This is a genomic window from Brevundimonas sp. NIBR10 (assembly GCF_027912515.1).
Lineage (GTDB): Bacteria > Pseudomonadota > Alphaproteobacteria > Caulobacterales > Caulobacteraceae > Brevundimonas.
Window position 1 is genome coordinate 819,764 of sequence record NZ_CP115464.1, and the last position, 19,919, is coordinate 839,682.

15 protein-coding genes are annotated in these 19,919 nt (G+C 67.2%); 11 read left to right on the top strand and 4 right to left on the bottom strand.

Annotated features, from left to right (window positions below):
* Positions 1-18: 18 nt before the first annotated feature.
* The 4 genes from O5K39_RS03940 to O5K39_RS03955 all read right to left on the bottom strand — a co-directional run bounded on the left by O5K39_RS03940 (position 19) and on the right by O5K39_RS03955 (position 5,990).
* Entirely contained in the window at positions 19-1,719 is a 1,701-nt protein-coding gene (locus tag O5K39_RS03940; RefSeq protein ID WP_271145983.1) for an AMP-binding protein, read from the bottom strand.
* Positions 1,716-2,954: a hypothetical protein gene (locus O5K39_RS03945; protein ID WP_271145984.1), complete on the bottom strand. Its 1,239-nt coding sequence runs from the start codon at positions 2,952-2,954 to the stop codon at positions 1,716-1,718. Before O5K39_RS03945 ends, O5K39_RS03940 begins: the two co-directional genes overlap by 4 nt.
* Positions 2,954-5,188, bottom strand: a complete 2,235-nt coding sequence (locus O5K39_RS03950; RefSeq protein WP_271145985.1) for a TonB-dependent receptor — start codon at positions 5,186-5,188, stop codon at positions 2,954-2,956. Before O5K39_RS03950 ends, O5K39_RS03945 begins: the two co-directional genes overlap by 1 nt.
* Before the next feature lie 88 nt (positions 5,189-5,276).
* Complete coding sequence (locus O5K39_RS03955; protein WP_271145986.1) at positions 5,277-5,990, bottom strand: Asp/Glu racemase; 714 nt, start codon at positions 5,988-5,990, stop codon at positions 5,277-5,279.
* A 225-nt stretch (positions 5,991-6,215) separates the two neighbouring features.
* Between O5K39_RS03955 and O5K39_RS03960 the strand changes: the two genes are divergently transcribed.
* From O5K39_RS03960 to O5K39_RS04010, 11 genes are all read left to right on the top strand, one after another.
* Positions 6,216-7,418 carry a thiolase family protein gene (locus tag O5K39_RS03960; protein ID WP_271145987.1) on the top strand — a complete coding sequence of 401 codons (1,203 nt, stop codon included), beginning with the start codon at positions 6,216-6,218 and terminating at the stop codon, positions 7,416-7,418.
* An 8-nt stretch (positions 7,419-7,426) separates the two neighbouring features.
* Positions 7,427-8,608 (top strand): acyl-CoA dehydrogenase family protein, encoded by a 1,182-nt coding sequence (locus O5K39_RS03965; RefSeq protein ID WP_271145988.1) that lies wholly within the window; start codon positions 7,427-7,429, stop codon positions 8,606-8,608.
* Between the two features lie 2 nt (positions 8,609-8,610).
* Positions 8,611-9,744 carry an acyl-CoA dehydrogenase family protein gene (locus O5K39_RS03970; protein WP_271145989.1) on the top strand — a complete coding sequence of 378 codons (1,134 nt, stop codon included), beginning with the start codon at positions 8,611-8,613 and terminating at the stop codon, positions 9,742-9,744.
* Positions 9,741-10,469: a 3-oxoacid CoA-transferase subunit A gene (locus O5K39_RS03975; protein WP_271145990.1), complete on the top strand. Its 729-nt coding sequence runs from the start codon at positions 9,741-9,743 to the stop codon at positions 10,467-10,469. Before O5K39_RS03970 ends, O5K39_RS03975 begins: the two co-directional genes overlap by 4 nt.
* Positions 10,448-11,128, top strand: coding sequence for a 3-oxoacid CoA-transferase subunit B (locus tag O5K39_RS03980; RefSeq protein ID WP_271145991.1), 681 nt, complete (start codon positions 10,448-10,450; stop codon positions 11,126-11,128). The genes O5K39_RS03975 and O5K39_RS03980 overlap by 22 nt, the downstream gene beginning before the upstream one ends.
* 3 nt (positions 11,129-11,131) lie before the next feature.
* Positions 11,132-12,319: an acyl-CoA dehydrogenase gene (locus tag O5K39_RS03985; protein ID WP_271145992.1), complete on the top strand. Its 1,188-nt coding sequence runs from the start codon at positions 11,132-11,134 to the stop codon at positions 12,317-12,319.
* Complete coding sequence (locus tag O5K39_RS03990; RefSeq protein ID WP_271145993.1) at positions 12,319-14,385, top strand: 3-hydroxyacyl-CoA dehydrogenase NAD-binding domain-containing protein; 2,067 nt, start codon at positions 12,319-12,321, stop codon at positions 14,383-14,385. The genes O5K39_RS03985 and O5K39_RS03990 overlap by 1 nt, the downstream gene beginning before the upstream one ends.
* Positions 14,386-14,422: 37 nt before the next feature.
* Positions 14,423-14,893: an acyl-CoA thioesterase gene (locus tag O5K39_RS03995; RefSeq protein WP_271145994.1), complete on the top strand. Its 471-nt coding sequence runs from the start codon at positions 14,423-14,425 to the stop codon at positions 14,891-14,893.
* Positions 14,894-15,090: 197 nt separating this feature from the next.
* Positions 15,091-15,765, top strand: coding sequence for a response regulator transcription factor (locus O5K39_RS04000; protein ID WP_271145995.1), 675 nt, complete (start codon positions 15,091-15,093; stop codon positions 15,763-15,765).
* The gene (locus tag O5K39_RS04005) at positions 15,762-17,162 is read left to right on the top strand and encodes a HAMP domain-containing sensor histidine kinase (RefSeq protein ID WP_271145996.1); all 1,401 of its coding nucleotides are present in this window, start codon (positions 15,762-15,764) and stop codon (positions 17,160-17,162) included. The genes O5K39_RS04000 and O5K39_RS04005 overlap by 4 nt, the downstream gene beginning before the upstream one ends.
* A 29-nt stretch (positions 17,163-17,191) precedes the next feature.
* Entirely contained in the window at positions 17,192-19,870 is a 2,679-nt protein-coding gene (locus tag O5K39_RS04010) for a TonB-dependent receptor (protein ID WP_271145997.1), read from the top strand.
* Positions 19,871-19,919: the final 49 nt, after the last annotated feature.

Consider the following 19,919-nt stretch of genomic DNA (forward strand, 5'->3'; position numbering starts at 1 on the left):
CCTTGGACGGTGAAGGGCTCATGCGGCCGCCTGCCCCTCTTGCTCGAGGGCCGCGATGACGGCCTTCTTCATGGCCGCCTTGTCGATCTTGCCGACCTTGGTCAGGGACAGCGCCGCGACGGTCTGCACGCGTTCGGGCCATTTGAACTTGGCGACGCCGACGGCGCCGAAGAACCGCTGCAGCTCCGCAAGATCGAACCCGGGCGCATCGGCCTTGAGCACGATCATGGCGCAGGCGCGCTCGCCCATCCGGGGACAGGGATAGGCGACGACCGCGGCATGCATGACCGCAGGGTGTCGGAGCAGGACGCCTTCGACTTCCGCGGCGTTGATCTTTTCTCCGCCCCGGCTGATGACGTCCTTGAGGCGACCCTCGTAGCGGAAGTAGCTGAGCCCGCCGATCCGGACCCGGCTCATCAGGTCCCCGCTGCGGTAAAAGCCGTCCTCGGTGAAGGCTTCGCGGTTCCGCGCCGGGGCGTTGAAATACCCGGGCACGATAAAGGGGCCTCTGCAGGCCATCTCGCCCACCTCGCCGTCGCGAACCTCACGCGATCCTTCCGGCTCGAGGATCACGACCTCGTCCCAGTCCGATAACGGCCGGCCGAGCGTGGTCTTCCAGACGTCCTCCGGGTCGCCCGTCCGCGGATAGAGGTTCAGCCCTTCGGTCATCCCGAACATCTGCCAGGTCGGGACGCCGAGCCAGGCGCGGGCCTGTTCCGCCATTTCCGTCGAGCCCGCCTGCCACAGGGCGCGCACGCTCGAGAAATCGGCGCCCAGGGCCTGGGCCTGCTGGAAATAGGGCGTCAGCCCGCTGATCAGCTGGGCGATCCAGGTCGGACGGGCGTCCGTGATGAGGCGGGCGAAGCTCTCGCCGCTGAGCTCGGAGGCGATGGCCACGGTTCCGCCGGCCAGCAGGGTGGGGCCCCAGCAGCAGCCCATGGCGGCGTTGTGAATGGGGGGATAGGCGATGAACATGGTGTCGTCGGCCCGGTAACCGAGCCGCTCGATCGTCAGCGTCATGTTCAGGAGATAGTCGTTCTGGAACCGCGGGATGATCTTGGGCACTCCGGTGGTGCCCCCGGACAGCTGGAAGATCGCGACCTGGAACGGATCGCGGGGCACCGCGGCCACGGTGGCGCGCGCCGCCTCGGGCGTCTGGGCCTCCGTCAGGGCGTCAAGGCGTGTGATGTCGGCTGCGGGAGCTCCGCGGGCCGCGACGATGAATTTGAGCGTCGGCGTGCGGGTCTGCACGGCTCTGGCGAAGGCCACCAGATCGAATCTGGGATCGTCCCCGTCGACGAGGTGCATCCGGGCGTGGCCCTCGGTCGCCAGATATTCGATCTCGTGCTCGCGATGGGCGAGAAGCGAGCAGATCGGGATGATGCCGGCCTTGAGACAGCCGATGAAGGCGACGTAGAATTCCGGCGAATTCCGCATCTGGAAAAGCGCGCGGTCCAGCGGCTTCATGCCCAGGGCCAGAAAGCCTGCGGCCGCACGATCGCTGCGAACGTCCAGATCGGCATAGGTGACGGTTTCGCCCTCGTACCAGAGCGCGGCGCGGTCCGCGTTTCGCGTGAAGCTGTCCATCAGCCCGTCGATCAGGCCGCGGCGGGGCAACTCGCCGGCGGACAGGTATTTCGCCAGCCTCACAGGGTCGGGGTAGATGACGCCGGGCATCGGCCGGGCGACCCTGTCGACGCGAGCCGTGTCCTGGGTCATTTGAACGTCTCCTCGATCCAGGCGGTCAGAAGATTGCAGGCGAGGGTCTGTCCGCTGGTCTCGCCGGGCGTGAGGGCCAGGCCGTGGTGATTGCCGCGCACCTTTGCGCGCTGCTTGTTCGCCGAGCCGATGCTGGCGAAGATCCCGTCAAGATCGGAGGGGAAGACCGAGTTGTCGCCCGTCATCTCGATCATCATCACCGGCTGATGGATGGCGCCGCCGGTCTTTTCGAAGGCGGCGTTGGAGGTGACGCCCGACCAGGTCGAGAGCCAGCTCTCCGGCGTGCAGACCCGGCCGAAGCCGACCGCGCCGAAGTTCGAGGCGAACGGATCCGGTCCCCACAAGGAGCCGAAGGAGCGATCGGAAGGATCGAGAGAGAGATCGAAGCATCGAGGATCGGCATCGGTGCGCCAGACCTGGAAGATCGGCTGATGCGCCGCCACGATCCGGTCCAGAGGCGTGGCGGTCCCCGCCTTCAGGCGGCTGCGGGCCTCCTGTTTTTCGGCGACCTTCTCAAGGGCGAAGGCGTCGATCCGCTCCACGCGCCGACGCTGGGCGACGCGGTAACGGGCCAGGAAGTCCGGATCGTAATGGGCGCCCTCGGGAGGCCGGGCGTAGCCGTTCTTCGGGCTGAAGGGGAACAGGTCGGGATCGATCGAACGGGCGTCCGTCTCGTCGACGACGGAGGGGTCGATCTCGTTCAACAGCAGCTTGCCCTGTCCCGGATGGGGCGAGATGAACATGAAGCCGTCGAGGGCGGGCATGGTCGCCAAGTTCAGTTTGGTCGGTCGCCCGGAGGGGGTGCGGGCGATACGGGCGTCGGGCGCGAGCAGGGCCTGCTGATTATAGAAGGCGATCAGGCTGGCGCCGCCCGAGACGCCCAGGCTCAGAACCCTTTCGAAGCGCTCCCGCAGGAAGGCGATGCCGGCTGCTGCGTCCTGGATGGCGAGTTCGTGCTCGAGCCGCAAATCATTCCCGGTTGTCCGGGCGCCTTGCGACCAGCAGGCGATCCCGGCCTCCAGCAAGTACGGAATGGCGTAGAAGGTGAGCGTCATCTCCCGGGGGTGCATGATGAAGGCGACGGTCTTCTCGCCGCCCCGGCTGTAGAGACAGCCGGTCGCCTGGGCGCCGTCCGCCGTCGTCAGGCGCTGGATCTCGACCTTGGTGCCGGCGGGAAGGAGGTCGGGATTCCATCCCGACCCCCGCAGGCCCGCCGTGGGCGCTGATGCATTCATTAGAATTTCGCGTTCAACTCGATGCCGAGCTGACGGCCTTTCTGGATGGTGTAGTAGTAAGCGACATTGGTGACGACCGGGACCGAGGCCCCGTTCTGCTCATGGTCCCCGAGGTTTCGGCCGTAGAGCGAGGCCGACCAGATCCCGCCCGGGGCGTCCCAGGTCAGGTTGGCGTTCAGATTGCGGTAGGGGACGAAGATGGTGGAGTTGGCCTCGTTGCCGAACGAGCCGCTGCGGTAGCCGTAATCGACATGGGCGCTGAGCTGGCCGCCGGCGACGTCGCCGGTGTAGGTGGCGCCGACGTTGTAGGTCCACGGCGACAGGCGAGGGATCTTCAGGGCGTAGTCGGCCTCGTTGATGACGCCGTTGCCGTTGAGATCCAGACGCACGTCCGTGTATTCGCCGTGGGTGTAGCCGAAGTTGGCGTTCAGCTGCAGGGCGCGGGTCGGCGCATAGATGAACTCGCCTTCGGCCCCGTAGATTTCGGCGTCGACCGCATTGAACAGGATCTGCACCGGCCCGGTCGGGCCCTGGGTGTTGGAATCCCGCTGCATATTGCCGATGTCGTTGTAGAAGCCGGTGAGGTTGATCCTCAGGGTCCTGTCGAGCCAGCCCGACTTCAGGCCCAGCTCATAGGTCTTCTGGCGTTCCTGGTCATAGACCCCCGGATCGATCGGATTGGACCGACGCAGGTTGTAACCGCCGCTGCGGACCCCCTCGCTGTACGAGCCAAAGATCATGACGCCGGGCTGGACCTGCCAGCGCAGGCCGATCTTCGGGGTCAGCGCATGCCAGTCCCGTTCACCGGTGAGCGCGCCGGCGGTGTTGAAATTACAGGTTTCGGCGAAGAAGTCGCAGGGCGCGGCCGCGGAGGTGAGGGCGACCTGAGCGGACTTGGTCTCGTGCGAATAGCGCAGCCCCAGGGTCGCGGTGAGCGAGTCCGTCAGGCGGATGTCGCTCTGGGTGAAGGCGGCATAGCTGGACTGGTCGATGTGTCCGCCGCCGGTGGTGAACCGGCCGAGCGGGGCGAGCGGCGGACCCAGGTCCCGCCGGTCGAAGGTGCGGATGTCCTGTTCGAAATAGTACAGGCCGACGGTCAGGTCCCAGCGGTCAAAGAAGGTCCCGGCGTAGCGCAGTTCGTTGCTGTACTGGCTCTGGTAGACGGTCGCCAGCGAATGGCTGATCGTATTGGCGGTCGAGTCCAGATCCGTGCCGGTCTTCTGGTCAAGGGCGCGATAGCCGAACAGATTGGTGATGACGCCGTTGCCGAAGGGCACATCCAGCGTCGTTTCGGAGGTGAAGGCGTCGCTCTTCACATCGGTGAAGCCGGGATTGTTCAGGGTCAGCTGGAATTTGCGGTTCGCATTGATGTTGCGCGTCGGCACCCCGTCGCCGGTCGTGGTCAGGTGGTCATAGATGAATGTCTGCCTGAGGCCGTTGTGGGGATCGATGACGATCGTCGGGCGCACAAAGGTCGTTCGTTCCTCGCCGAACTGGCTGTTGGTGGCGTCGTTGTGGAACCAGCCGCGGTCATCCTTGTGGTAGGCGGTCAGCTTGGCCAGGACATAGTCGCCGATCACAGGTCCGCCGACCGTGGCGGCCACGGTATATTGCGGACCGGTCTCGACCGAGGCGCGCATGGCGCCCTGCCACTCCGCCGTCGGCCGCCCCGTGCGCAGGAGCACGGCGCCGCCGGTGACGTTTCGGCCGAACAGGGTGCCCTGGGGACCCCGCAGGATCTCGACGCCGTCGAGGTCGAAGGCGTCGAGCACGACACCGCCGTTCACCCCCTGGTAGATGCCGTTGATGAAGGTCCCGACCGTGGGCTCCACCGAGGCGATGGAGGAGTTGGCACCGATGCCGCGGATGGTGAAGTTGGCCACCCCCTTGGCCGACCCGTTCGGTTCGAGGGCGACATTGGGCGCGATCGATCCAAGGTCGCGCAGGGTGACAACGTTCAGGGCGTCGAGCTGGGCGGCGTTGACCGCGGTGATCGCGATCGGGATGGACTGGACTTCTTCGGCGCGGTTTTTCTTCTGCGCTGTGACGACGACCTCATCGAGCAGGGAGGCGCCGTCCGTCTGGGGGTCGGAGGGCGGCGGGGGCGCGGTCTGCGCCAGGGCCGCCGGGGCGTAAAGCGACGCCGCCATGGTGAGAACTCCAGCCGCAGCCGTGCCCTTGAGCAGGCGAGCGAAAGCCGCGCGCCGCGCGGGCGTGTTTACTCCGGTCGTCATGATAACCCTCCCTGGGTCCAGGCTTTCGCCCACCGCGCCGACATTTCGGTCGCTTCATTATTGATGGTGGATCAATAAAACACCGCCGTCAAGCGGCCACACGCACCGCCTTTCCCAGCACGGCGGCGCCAGTCGGAGCGACCGGTTCCAGGCCCAGACTGTCGAGCATCTTGCGCACCGTGCAGGCCGCCGCCGAGGTCACGGGCAGGCCGAGCCGGTCCTGCAACGGCTCCAGCGCGGGCAGGGACGGCATCTGGACGCAGGCCGAGGCCACGACCAGATCGACGCCCGTCACATCAAGGCGTTCGACGTCCTTGAGCAACGCCATGGGGTCACGGGCGCCGACCTCGAGATTGTCCGGAATCTCCAGGGCGATGGAGTCCTGGACGACAATGCCTTCATTGCGGATGTAGGCGACGACCAGGTCCGTCAGCGGGCGCATATAGGGGGTGATAATCGAGATTTTCCGGGCTCCAAGGAGCCGGATGCCGTCGATCAGGGCGCCGGCGGAGGTGACGATGGGGCAGGGGCCGCCCACCTCGGTGCTGGCCTCGGTGAGCTTTGTCTCGCTTTCGCGGTGGTAGCCCAGGCCAGTCGCCATGATCGCCACCAGGCAGGCGTAGCCCATCACATCCATACGCGCGTCGGCCAGCTCGGCCGCGCATCGCAGGCTCTGGGCGTCCATGGCCGCCAGTTCTTCCTTGACCACCTTCTGCATGCGCATCCGGCTCGAATGGAAGGTGAAGCGCTCCGGGCGGATCGCCTCACGCGCCCGCAACAGGGCGGGAATTTCGGTTTCCATTGTCGTGTTGGAACTGGGGACGATCTGACCGATCCGGTAGGCTCTCATATTATTACCCCATTAATTGATTTCCTTGCTTGCCGGTTTATTGTCAGGCAGTCAATAACTGCGGCGGTCGGTCCCGGAAGCTCCGGAGCACGAGCGGCGAACAATCGGATCGTGCGGCGTCGCCGCAGCGAAAACGGGACCGCGTGCATTCAGGCGCGGCCATGGGGAGGACTGGCAATGCGCGAGGCTGTCATCGTTTCGACCGCGAGGACCGCCGTAGGGCGCGCCTACCGCGGCGCGTTCAACGACACCGAGGCGCCCGTTCTGTCGGCCCATGCGGTGAGGGCGGCGGTCGCGCGCGCCGGCATCGATCCGGCGCGGATCGACGATCTGTTCTTCGGGGCCGGCAACCAGTGGGGCACCCAGAGCTATAACCTCGGGCGACTGACGGTCCACGCCGCCGGCCTGCCGCAGAGCGTGCCGGCCTTCACCCTGGACCGGAAATGCGGTTCAGGCCTCACCGCGCTGGCCCTGGCCGCGCGATCCATCATCGCCAATGACATCGACGTCGCGGTGGCGGGCGGATGCGAGTCGATTTCGCTCACGGTCAACACCCACGCCTCGACCTGGCGCAACCGGTCTCAGGCCGTCATCGCGGCCGAGCCGACAGCCTATATTCCGATGATCGAGACCGCCGAGATCGTCGCCGAACGCTATGGCGTCAGCCGTGAAGACCAGGACGCCTATGCTGCAGAAAGCCACAGACGCGCGGCCGCCGGGCTCGCCGAGGGACGTTTCGCCGACGAGATCGTGCCCCTGACCGTGGAAAAGAACCTTCTGGCGAAAGACGGATCGGTGACCGGCCGCGAGACGGTCACCCTGTCCTCGGACGAAGGCGTTCGCGCGGATACGACGCCGGAAGGTCTGGCGGCCCTGAAACCGGTCTGGCGCGATGGCCAGTGGGTCCAGCAGGGCCGCTTCGTCACGGCCGGGAACGCCAGTCAGCTTTCGGACGGGGCCTCGGCGCAGGTCGTCATGGATCGCGCCGCCGCCGAGCGCGAAGGCCTGCCGATCCTCGGCGTCTACCGCGGCTTCCAGGTCGCGGGCTGTGCGCCCGACGAGATGGGCATCGGTCCGGTCTTCGCCATTCCAAAGCTCCTGGAGCGCGCCGGGCTGAGCGTGGCCGACATCGGTCTGTGGGAGATCAACGAGGCCTTCGCCAGTCAGGTGCTCTACTGCCGCGACGCCCTGGGCATCGATCCGGCGCTTCTCAACGTCGACGGCGGCGGCATCGCGGTGGGCCACCCGTTCGGTATGACCGGCAGCCGGATCGCGGGTCACGCCCTGATCGAGGGCCGTCGCCGCGGCGCGCGCTATGTCGTGGCCTCGATGTGCATCGCCGGCGGCATGGGCGCCGCCGGTCTGTTCGAAATCGCCTGAGGCCCCCGATGGATTTGTCCTATACCGCTGAACAGACCGCCTTCCGCGAGCAGGTGCGCGCCTTCCTCAAGGCGGAGTTGCCGGCGGATCTGGCGGAGGCCGTGCGCACGGGGCGCCACCTGCAGAAGGCCGATCACGAACGCTGGCATGCTGTTCTCAATGCCCGGGGATGGCTTGCCACCCATTGGCCGGTCGCCTGGGGCGGGCCCGGCTGGGACGTCGTCCAACGCTCGATTTTCGAGGACGAAGCGGCCCTGGCCCATGCGCCGCGCATCGTGCCGTTCGGCGTGAATATGCTCGGCCCGGTGTTGATCAAATACGGCTCCGAGGCCCAGAAGCAGTATTGGCTGCCGCGCATTCTCGACGGTTCGGACTGGTGGTCGCAGGGCTATTCCGAACCGGGCGCCGGGTCCGACCTCGCCAACGTCCAGACACGCGCCGTGCGCGAGGGCGACCACTATGTCGTCAACGGCCAGAAGACCTGGACCACCCTGGGCCAGTGGGGGACCATGATCTTCTGTCTGGTGCGCACCTCGACCGAGGGCAAGCGACAGGAGGGCATCTCCTTCCTTCTGATCGACATGACCTCACCCGGCGTCGAGGTCCGGCCGATCATCACCCTCGACGGCGCCCACGAGGTCAACGAGGTCTTCTTCACCGATGTTCGCGTCCCCGTGGCGAACCGCGTCGGTGAGGAGAACCGGGGCTGGACCTATGCGAAATATCTGCTGACCTACGAGCGCACCAACATCGCGGGCGTCGGGGCCTCGGTGGCGGCGTTCGAGCGGCTTGCGACCGTCGCGCGACGGCTCGGGATGGTGAACGATCCCCTGTTCGCGGCGCGGATGGCGCGCATCGAGATTGATCTTGAGAATATGAAGACCACGAACCTGCGGGTCATCGCCGCGGTGGCCGGCGGAGGCGCGCCCGGGGCCGAAAGTTCCATGCTCAAGATCAAGGGAACCGAGATTCGCCAGGAGATCACAGGCCTGCTGCGCCGCGCGCTCGGCCCCTATGCCCAGCCGTATCAGCCCGAGGCGCTGGAGCCTGGCTGGAACGGGGAGCCGGTCGGCCCGCCCGAAGGCGCCGCGGCGGCGTCCAGCTATTTCAACAATCGCAAGCTCTCGATCTTCGGCGGCTCCAACGAGATCCAGAAGAACATCATCTCCAAAGCGATCCTGGGCCTCTGACGATGGACTTCAATCATACCGAAGACCGCCAGATGCTGGCGGACACCCTGAACCGCTATCTCGCCGACCGGTATCCGATCGAGCGGCGCAATGACGCCGCCTTCGGACCGATCGGCTACAGCGCCGGGACCTGGAGCGACCTGGCCGAGCTGGGGGTCATCGGCGCGCTGTTCGATGAAGCGTCCGGGGGCTTCGGCGGCCAGGGGTTCGACCTCATGGTCGTTTTCGAGGCCCTGGGACGCGCGCTCGTGGTCGAACCCTTCCTGGGAACCCTGATGGCCGGACGCGTCCTCGCCGGAGCGGGCGGCCGTCAGGATCTTCTCGCCAGGGTGATCGCGGGCGAGGTTCTGATCGCCTTCGCCCACGAAGACGCCCGCGACGCGGATGGCTTGGCCTCGGTCCTGACCGCGACGCCGGGCGACGCGGGCTGGAGCCTGACCGGCGCCAAGGGGGTGGTCCTGCACGCCGGGGCGGCCGATCTGCTGGTCGTCCCGGCAGTCTTGCCGGGCGCCGCCGAGCCGTCGCTGTTCCTGGTTCCCGCAGATGCGGCGGGCCTGACGGTGCGGGGCTACAGCCTGGTCGATGGCGGCCGGGCGGCGGAGGTCGGGTTCGACAGGGTGTCTGTGGGACCGGACGCCCTGATCGCTCGCGAGGGCGCGGCCCTGATCGCCGGAGCCACGGCGGCGGGCTTGCTGGCCCTCTCTGCGGAAGCGCTCGGGGCGATGGAAACGGCCCGGGCCGCGACGGTCGACTATCTGCAGACCCGTGTCCAGTTTGGCGCGCCGATCGGCCGCTTCCAGGCCCTGCAGCACCGGATGGCGACCGTCCTGCTGGAAATCGAACAGGCGAGGTCTGCGGTGATCAACGCCGCCGCGGCGCTGGAGGGTCCGGCTCTCGCCCGGGACCGCGCCGCTTCCGCGGCCAAATATACGGTTGGACGGACCGGCGCCCTGGTCGCCGAGGAGGCCATCCAGCTGCACGGCGGCATCGGCATGACCTGGGAGCTGCCGCTGCCCCATTTCGCCAAACGCCTGATCATGATCGATCAACAGCTCGGCGACGAGGATCACCACCTCGCCCGTTACGCCAGGCTGGGTCAGGGGCCTGTCGAGGGCCCCGGGCCTGATCGTCCGTGATCGACAAGCGCGTCTCCGGGGCCGCGGAAGCGGTCGGCCATGTTCATGATGGCGCAACCGTCATGATCAGCGGCTTCGGCGAGGCCGGCAGCCCGACCGAGCTGATCCATGCCCTGATTGACCAGGGGGCGCGCGATCTGGTGGTCGTCAACAACAATGCGGGTAACGGCCACATCGGCCTGGCCGCGCTTCTCGCCGCCGGCCGGGTGCGCAAGATGATCTGTTCCTATCCCAGGAGTTCGCACAGCTTCGTGTTCACCGAGCTCTACCAGGCGGGCAGGATTGAGCTTGAAGTGGTCGCCCAGGGGACGCTCGCCGAACGCATCCGGGCGGCGGGGGCGGGGATACCCGCCTTTTTCACCCCGACAGCGGCCGGGTCTGAGATCAGCCGGGGCAAGGAGGTCCGGGACTATCGGGGCCGTCCTCATGTGCTTGAAGACGCCCTCTTCGCCGATCTGGCGCTGATCAAGGCCGAGTGCGCCGACCGATGGGGCAATCTGACCTACAACAAGTCCGCCCGGAATTTCGCGCCCATCATGGCCACGGCGGCCCGGGTCACGGTCGCCCAGGTGCGCCGCACCGTCGCGCTCGGCGAGATCGATCCCGAAACCGTCGTCACGCCGGGCGTCTATCTGGACCGGATCGTGTGCGTCGAGAACCCGGTCAGCGAGAGCGATCATCTTGACGAACTCGGGAGGCCGTCATGGCGACAGGCTGGACTCTGAACCAGACCGCGGCCCTGGCGGCGCGCGACATCCCCGACGGCGCCTATGTGAACCTCGGCATCGGGCGACCGGAGTGCGTCGCCGATGTCCTTCCCGGCGGGATCGAGATCGTCCTTCACAGCGAGAACGGCATTCTCGGCATGGGGCCCCGCCCTGCGGCGGGGACTGACGACCGCGACCTCATCAATGCCGGCAAGAAGAGCGTGAGCCTGCTCGCCGGCGGTTCGTATTTCCACCACGCGGACAGCTTCGGCATGATCCGCGGCGGTCACCTCGACATCTGCATCATGGGCGCCTTTGAGGTGTCGGCGAGCGGCGATCTGGCTAACTGGTCGACAGGCCAGGGCGGCGTCCCCGGCGTGGGTGGGGCGATGGACCTGGCCCTGGGCGCGCGAAGCGTCCGGATCATCTGCACCCATCTGACCCATGACGGGCGACCCAAGCTGGTGGATGCGCTCACGATGCCGGCGACCGGCCGAGGCATCGTGCATCGCATCTATACCGACCTGGCGGTGCTCGACCCGGCCGGGGAGGCCTTCATCGTCCGCAAGATGGCGCCCGGCGTCGATGCGGCGGCTCTCGCCGCCGTCACGGGCGCCCCGCTCGTCTTCCACGTCTCTCCCGTCACCGATCCTCTCACCCTCCCGCTCCGGAACTGACCCATGGCCGCTTCACACGCCTCGCCCGCCTTTGCCTGGGAAGACCCGCTGGGCCTCGCCTCCCTGTTGAGCGAGGAGGAGACCCTGATCGCGGCAAGCGCCAGGGAGTTCGCCCAATCGGTGCTGATGCCGATCGTTCGAGACGCCAACCGGCATGAGACCTGTGACCGGGATCTCATGCGCAGGTTCGGCGAGGTCGGCCTTCTGGGGGCGACGATCGACGGCTATGGCTGCCCGGGCGTCTCCTATGTCGCCTATGGTCTCGTCGCGCGCGAAATCGAGCGCGCGGACTCGGCCTATCGGTCCGCGCTTTCGGTTCAGTCCAGCCTCGTCATGCATCCCATCCACGCCTATGGCGATGAGGCGCAGCGTGAGCGCTACCTGCCCCGGCTTGCGAGCGGCGAATGGATCGGGTCCTTCGGACTGACAGAGCCCGACGCCGGTTCGGACCCGGGCAGTCTGAAAACCCGGGCGCGAAAGGTCGCCGACGGGTATGTGCTGAACGGCGCGAAGATGTGGATCACCAGCTCACCCGTCGCTGACGTTCTGGTCGTCTGGGCCAAAACCGACGACGAGGCCATTCGCGGATTCATTCTCGAGCGCGGCGACGTGGGGCTCTCAACCCCCAAAATCGAGGGCAAGTTCTCGCTTCGCGCTTGGGTCACGGGCGAGATCGTCATGCAGGATGTCTTCATTCCCGAGGATCGGCTGCTGCCCAATGTCGTCGGGCTGAAGGGACCGTTCAGCTGCCTCAACCGGGCCCGGTACGGCATCGCCTGGGGGGCGCTCGGCGCCGCGGAGTTCTGCTGGCATGCGGCCAGGCAGTACGGTCTTGATCGGAACCAGTTCGGGCGGCCTCTGGCCCAGACCCAGCTGTTCCAGAAGAAGCTCGCCGACATGCAGACCGAGATCACCCTGGGGCTTGGCGCCTGTCTTTTCGCGGGCCGCCGCATGGATCAGGGGACGCTGGCGCCTGAAGCGATCAGCCTGCTCAAACGCAACAACTGCGGCAAGGCGCTCGAGATCGCCCGAACCGCCCGGGACATGCATGGCGGCAATGGAATCTCGGACGAGTTCGGGGTGATCCGGCACATGTGCAACCTGGAGGCCGTCAATACCTATGAGGGCACCCACGACGTCCACGCCCTGATCCTGGGTCGCGCCCAGACCGGCCTGCAGGCGTTTTCCTGATGGACGGCGTCATCACCGCCGAGCGTCGGGACCGCGTCCTCGTCCTGACGATCGATCATCCGCCGGTGAACGCCCTCGGGCATGTGATCCGCCAGGCCCTTCTGACGACGCTGGAGGCGGCGCGCCTCGACGCCGGAGTCGACGGGGTCGTCCTGCGCGGCGCCGGCAAACTCTGGTCCGGCGGCGCCGACATCCGTGAATTCGAGGCGCCGGTCGCACCGCTTCTTCCCGAGGTTCTCGCCGTCATCGAGGCGTTCGAAAAGCCGATAGCCGCCGCCGTGCATGGCGTCGCCTTCGGCGGCGGTCTGGAACTGGCGCTCGCCTGCCACATCCGGATCGCCGAGACCGGCGCGCAACTGTCCTTGCCCGAGGTGACGCTGGGCCTGTTGCCGGGCGCGGGTGGGACGCAGCGGCTGCCCCGCCTCGTCGGAGTCCCCCGCGCGCTCGAGATGATGACCTCGGGGGTCCGGATCGGTCACCAGACTGCCCTGGACTGGGGTCTGGTGGACGCGGTGGCGGAGCCGGGCGAGGCTGTCGACGAAGCGGCCGGGCGGGTTCGCGCCGCGGCGGCCTCCAGGGCCTTGCGTCGCACCGGTCACCTGCCCTGGCCGCCCGGGGCGGCGGCGGACATTGAAGCCTTCGTCACTGACAACCCCCGTCGGTTCCGCGGCGCGATTGCGGCGGGCCGGATCGTCGAGGTCGTGCGCGAGACCGTCGATGCCCCGATTGCGGCGGGTCTGGTCGTCGAGCGCGCCGGCTTCGAAGCCCTGCGCGCCGGCCCCCAGTCGGCCGCCCTGCGCTACAGCTTCTTCTCCGATCGCGCCGCGTCCCGTGTTCCGGGTCTGGAGGACGCGGTCACGCGCAGCGTCGAACGCGTCGGCGTTATCGGCGCCGGCACGATGGGAACGGGAATCGCCCTGGCCTTGCTGCAGGGCGGGGTGGAAGTCGTCCTGATGGAGAAGGCGCCCGAAGCCCTGGCGCGAGGTCTCGCGGTGATCGCTGCTGCGCTCACGCGCAATCTCGAGGCCGGGCGTCTGACCGAGCAGGCGTATCGCGACATCCGGACGGCCTTGTCCTCAACGACAGACCTCGCCGCCCTCAGCGATGTGGACCTGGTGATCGAGGCCGCCTTCGAGACGCTGGAGGTCAAACGCGAGATTTTCTCGCAACTCGACCTCCGGGTTCGCCCGGGGGCGATCCTGGCGAGCAACACCTCCTACCTGGACATCGACGCGATCGCTGCGGCCACCGGTCGTCCCGACGATGTGGTAGGGCTTCATTTCTTCTCGCCCGCCAACATCATGAAGCTGCTGGAGATTGTCAAAGGCGCGAAGACGTCTCCCGCCGTCGTTGCGACGGCGCTTGCGCTCGCCAGACGCATCGGCAAGACGGCTGTCGTGGCCGGCAACGCCCATGGCTTCATCGGCAACCGGATGCTGGCGATCCGCAAGCGGGAATCCGAAGCGATGGTGCTCGAGGGCGCCAGCCCCTATGCCATCGACCGGGTCATCGAGGCCTTCGGTCTGCCGATGGGCCCGTTCCGCATGGGGGATCTCGCAGGGCTCGATCTGGGATGGGACGCGCGAACGTCCAGGGGGCGAACGCTGCGCGAGCGGTTCTGCGAAGCGGGCCGCCGCGGCCAGAAGAGCGGCGCGGGCTTCTATGACTATACTGCGGACCGCAAGGCGATCCGTTCACAGGCCGCCGAGGATCTGATCGCAGCCTACCGGCTCGATCTGGACGCGCCGCAACGCGAGATCGCCGACGCCGAGATCCTCGACCGGCTCATCCTGCCGATGGTCAATGAGGGCGCACAGATCCTCGCCGAACATAAGGCGCTGCGCGGCTCGGATATCGATGTGGTCTGGCGCAACGGCTATGGCTGGCCAGCCTGGCGGGGAGGGCCGATGTACTGGGCCGACGCCGAGGGCCTGGCCTCTGTCGTCGAGCGCCTCCGGACTTTGGCGGGGCGGCTTGGACCGCAGTTCGCCCCGTCCGATCTTCTCGTCGATCTGGCCCGGACGGATGGCCGTCTGCGCGATGTCGCCAATCCGGCCCTGTCCTGATGCTCCACAGCCCGCAGCCTCGCGGTGGAGCGAAGACGTGACGGCCCGGCCAGAACGGGTCGCACCGGCCCTGACCCGTCTCGACGCCTATCCCTTCCAGTGCCGCCTGGGGACGCGGTTCGGCGACCAGGACCTCAACCGGCACCTCAACAATGTGGCCCTGGCGTCGCTGTTCGAGGAAGGGCGGGTCCGGTTCGTCCAGGCGCTGGGCGGCGGCGAACACCTTCCAAACGGGGCGACTGTGGTCGCCGCGATGAAGACCGACTTTCTGCGGGACGCGCTCTATCCCGCCGATCTTGTGATCGCGATTGGCGTGCTTCGCATCGGCCGGACCTCCTGGACCGTCGTCGAGGGAGCGTTTCAGGACGGGCGATGTGTGGCGGTCTGTGAAGCCACGCTCGTTCGCCGCAGCGCCGACGGTCCGGTCGGACTTCCCCCTTTATGGCGGGCTGCGCTGGAGGCCCACGGACTGCCTCACGATGAGGGGAGAGACAGGTTCCAGACCTGAAGGCGCGGACAAGGCCACCGCTAAAGTCCCTGCGCATCTGAGGTCTGGCGGCAAGATTGTGCCATTATCGTCACGCGCGCGTCGCGAAGGCGCAAGATTTGACCAACACGCCACGCAAAACCGCTCGCTCAAATGCTGCGCAAGCTTTCCGCAAGCTCCTGTCACACTAGTGCCTCCAACAAGCGGCACGGTGGTCGATGCGCATCCTTCTCGTTGAAGACGAAACAGAGTTGTCCGAGGTCCTCGGACGTCTGCTGACCAGCGGCGGCTACGTCGTTGACCGGGTCCCGACGCTTGGCGAAGCGATGGAGGCTGTGCGAAGCTTCGCCTATCCCCTGATCATCCTCGACCGCCGTCTTCCGGACGGAGACGGCCTGTCTCTGCTGGCGCATTGCCCGGTTGACGCCGCGCCGCGCGTCCTCGTCCTCTCCGCCCTCGATCAGACGGACGACAAGGTCGCCGGACTCGCGGCGGGGGCCGACGACTATCTCGCCAAGCCGTTCGCCCCGGAAGAACTGCTCGCGCGTCTCAAGGCCCTGCTGCGGCGTCCCGATCGGGAGACCGAACAATGGTTGCGCCTGGGCGGTGTCGCCTTCGACACTGTGAACCGGCAGATCCTGGTGCATGGCGCGCCCTTCGAGGCGCCGCGGCGCGAAGGCCTGATCCTGGAAGCCCTGTTGCGCCGGAAAGGCCATGTCGCGCCTCGGGAAATGCTGGAAGAGGCCGTCTACGGCTTCGATGAACTGGTCCAGTCCAACACCCTGGAGTCCCAGATTTCCCGGCTCCGGGGGCGACTGCGCAAGGCGAACGCCGGCGTCATCATCCATACCATCTGGGGTATCGGCTATCTCCTGAGGGAGGAGGCGCCATGAGCCGCTCCCACGGGCGCGACAACCCGTCGATCGTCACCTCGCTGATCGCCGGATCGGTCGCGGCCACGGCCCTGTCCCTGTTCATCCTGATCCTGGCGCCGATCGGGTCCTACGCCGCGCGGTTCGATCGCACGGACATTTCCCTGAACCTGCTCGTTGCGGACGCCCGCGACGCAATCGCCCCCGACGGCCGCATAGACCGGTCCCGCCTGGAGGCGTCCGACGTCCTCATGCGGACGCGCCGGGCCAATCCGGAGCTGCGGCTTTTCATCGATACGCCCCGCGACCGGTTCACGATCGGCGGTCCGCCCAGACGGTGGCGCGAACCGGCGGCGCCGCAGGACGGCGCAAGCGCGTGCGGGGTCGAGACCACGGCCCTGGACATTCGTGATGCGGACGGGGCGGGCCGTGTCCAGGCCCGGCGGTGTGATGAAGCGCCCTATTATATCGAGGTCGGGGCGGTCCGGACCGCGGTGGTGACCCGACGCGAGGCCTTCGGCAGCGTCTTCAGGACCGAGCTGACCCGATACGGCCAGAGCCTGGCGCTGGTCGCCCTGTTTGTGGGCCTGGTGATCCTGACCGTCTTCTACCTGGCCACCCGCTCTCTTCGCGCGGTCGTGGCCATCGCGGACCATCTGGGACCGGATGGCGTCCTCACCCCTTTGCCCGAGGCGCGCCTGCCGCGCGAAATCCTGCCGCTGGTGCGCTCTGTGAATCGCGCCTTCTTCCAGATCGAGGATGCGGTCCGGCGCCAGAAGACCTTCACCGCCGCCGCCGCTCACGAGCTCCGCACGCCGCTGGCCATCCTGGGCGGCCGGCTGGGCGAGCTTCCCGAGGGCGCGCTCAGGCACCAGCTCGAGCGCGACGTGCGCCGGATGTCCCAGATCATCAGCCAGTTGTTGAAGCTCGCCTCCTGGCAGGCGGTCGCGCCCCGGCTGGATCCGATCAGCCTGAACGGGCTGGTGCGCGAGGTCTGTATCGAATACGCGCCGATCGCCATCGCGGCCGGCAAGAGCCTGACCTATGTCGAGGACGGGTCGGCCATGATCGCCGGGGACGCCGAGATCGTCCGGATCGCCGTCGTCAATCTGATGGAGAACGCCCTTCTCCACACGGCGCCCGCAACCGCCGTGGAGGTGACCGTGGGCGCCGACCGCCAGGTGCGGATCCGGGACCATGGAGCCGGGGTCGCTGAAGCCGACCGGCCTCACCTGTTCAAGCCCTTTTTCAAACAGCCGCCGAACAAGGCCGGGGCGGGGCTGGGACTGGCCATCGTTTCCGAGGCGATGACGCTGCATGGCGGCCAGATATCGGTCGAGACGCCGCAGGACGGCGGCGCCGCCTTCGTTCTCGCCTTCCCACCCATCGACTCCGGGCCTGACGACCCGGCGCGCTGACAACACTGCTTTTTCCAAGGGGGACTACCATGATCACAACGCCTATCGCCGACCGCCGCCGCCTGCTGGGCTGCGTCGGCCTTGCCGCCCTTTGCGGCCTGACCCTGACCGCCGCCGGCGGCGCCCACGCCCAGACGGCCGAGCCCACCGCCGACGAGGTCGAGGCGGTGACGGTGACCGGGACGCGCATCCGCGGCGGCACGGTCGCTTCGCCGGTCGTGGTCATCGGTCAGGAAGAGATCCGGGCGCGCGGGGCGGCGACGGCGGAGGAGATCATCAATCTGCTGCCGCAGAACCTGTCCGCCCTGAACAGCAGTTCGTTCGCGTCGAAGAACCAGTCGACCGAGAGTCTGGGGGAATCGGCGCCCAATCTGCGCGGTCTCGGGACCAACGCGACCCTGGTGTTGATCAATGGACGCCGGGTGGCGGGCTCGGCCAGCTTCGACGGCTCAACCTTCAACCTGTCGAGCATTCCCGCCAACGCCATCGAACGGGTCGAGGTGCTTCTCGACGGCGCTTCGGCGATCTATGGGTCCGATGCGATCGGCGGCGTCATCAACGTCATCCTCAAGACCGATCTGCCGAGCCGGTTCGAGACCACGGTGCGCCAGGAGATCGGAGAGAACGGCGCCGACCGGACGAGCCTGTCGCAGGTCATCAGCCACGACTGGTCGGGCGGCCGGATGATCGCGACCCTCGGCTACAGCAAGACCGATCCGGTCAGGACCGCCGACTACGGCCTGTCATCGATGGACTACCGGGACCGGGGCGGCGACGATTTCCGCATCACCAGCTTCTCCCAGCCGGGCGTCGTCTATGGCTACGGCGCGCTGCCGGCGAGTTCGGCGGGCGTTGTCTATACGCCGGCGGACCTGTCGGACGCCAATATCGTCCCGGTCAGCATCCTGCCGCTCTATCTGCGTCCGGAAGGCGAGCAGTCGAGCGCGACCGTCTATCTGGAGCAGACCGTGAGCCAGAAGCTGCGCCTGTATGTGGACGCGCTTTACAGCCGCACGGACACGCGCCAGATCGGCCAGGCCCCGTCGGTCAGTTTCGCCTATGTGCCTGAGACCAATGCGTTCAACCGCTTCGGAGAGGACGTCTTCGTCAGCTATCTGTTCGCCAATGAGGTCGAACGCGGGGTTCTTCCGCGCAACACCTCGCGGTCCCGGGATGAACGATTCCACATCAATCTCGGCGGCGAATACAGCCTGCCGATCCGCGACTGGTCGCTGGACGCCTATGCGGTCTTCTCGCGCGAAACCTCGGAGTCGTCCTCGCGGGGGCTCGACCTCTTCTCCGACGCCTTTGCCGACGCCCTGGCCGGGGCGACGCTGGCGACGGCGCTCAACCTGTTTGGTAATGGATCCGCGCAGAACGACGCCCTGCTGTCCTCGCTTGTGGGCGATACGGGAACCCTGACCAATGAATCGCGGGTCACGGGCGCCAATCTGGGCCTGTCGGGCGGCCTGATCACGCTTCCGGCCGGTGAGGTCCGTTTCGCCGCCGGGGCGGAGTTCCGGCGCGAAGTGCTCGACTATTCGGGGTCGCCCACCTCGGCCATGACCTTCAACACCGACACCCTGCCGCGCGACATCACCTCGGTCTACGCCCAGGTCGATGTGCCGCTGCTCAAGGACAAGGCCTTCGCGCGCCGCCTGAGCCTGACCTTGGCCGGACGCTGGGAAGAGTATGCGCTCGCGGGGGATTTCGACAGTGACGGCGCTGCCGATGATGACCGCAGCTTCTCGCAGTTCAGTCCCCAGGTGGGGCTGCTGTGGCAGCCGTTCACAGCGCTGCGGCTGCGCGCCACCTATGGCGAATCCTTCCGTACCCCCGATCCGCGCCAGCTCTTCCTGCCGACCCAACTGTTCCCGGACACGATTCCCCTGCTCGACTACGCCGCCCCGGGCGGGCCGGACATCGCCTTCGTGACCCTGTCCTCGGGCGGCAATCCGGACCTGCAGCCCGAGACGGCCAGGACCTGGACGCTCGGTTTCGACTACGCCCCGCAGGACAAGCCCTGGAATGTCCGCGTCGGCTACAATGTCACCCGATTCGAGAACCTCCTGGGCAATACGGTCGATCTGCTGTTCGGCGACTTCGCGGAATATGTGTTCACCCACCCCGACCAGTTCCCCGGCACGGCCGTGCGGGACGCCGCGGGCAATCTGGTTCAGGTCAACATCAACGCCATCAACCTGTCTTCCCGGGTTTCCGAAACGATCGATGTCGGCGGCGAATACGCTGTGGATGCGGGGGACCTGGGCCTGTTCACGGCGTCCTTCAATGCGACCTTCACCCTCAGGCTCGACGACGAACTTGTTCCGGGCCTGGATGCGGTGGCGCGTCGCGACAACATCACCGGCGCGGACCGCTATGTCGCGGTGGCCTCCCTGAACTGGACCCGGAGGGACTGGCGGGCCAACGTCGCCTTCACCTATCGCCCCTCCTATGGCTATGCCGCCTTCAACACGGGCGAGGACCGCCGCGCCGACGACTATCTGAAGGCGGATGCGAGCCTCGGCTATACGTTCGACAACACCGGCTCCGCCTGGCGGGACGGCGTGCGGATCACGGCCGGGGTGCGCAATCTGATCGGCTCGGAAGCTGGATACGTCGGCGCCTATTCGACGACGCCCTACGACAGCAGCCGTTACGATGTTCGTGGACGCACCGGATTCCTCGAGATCGCCAAGGCCTTCTGATCGCATCCGACCTTATGACGGGTCCGGCGCGCCGGACCCGTCATGACCG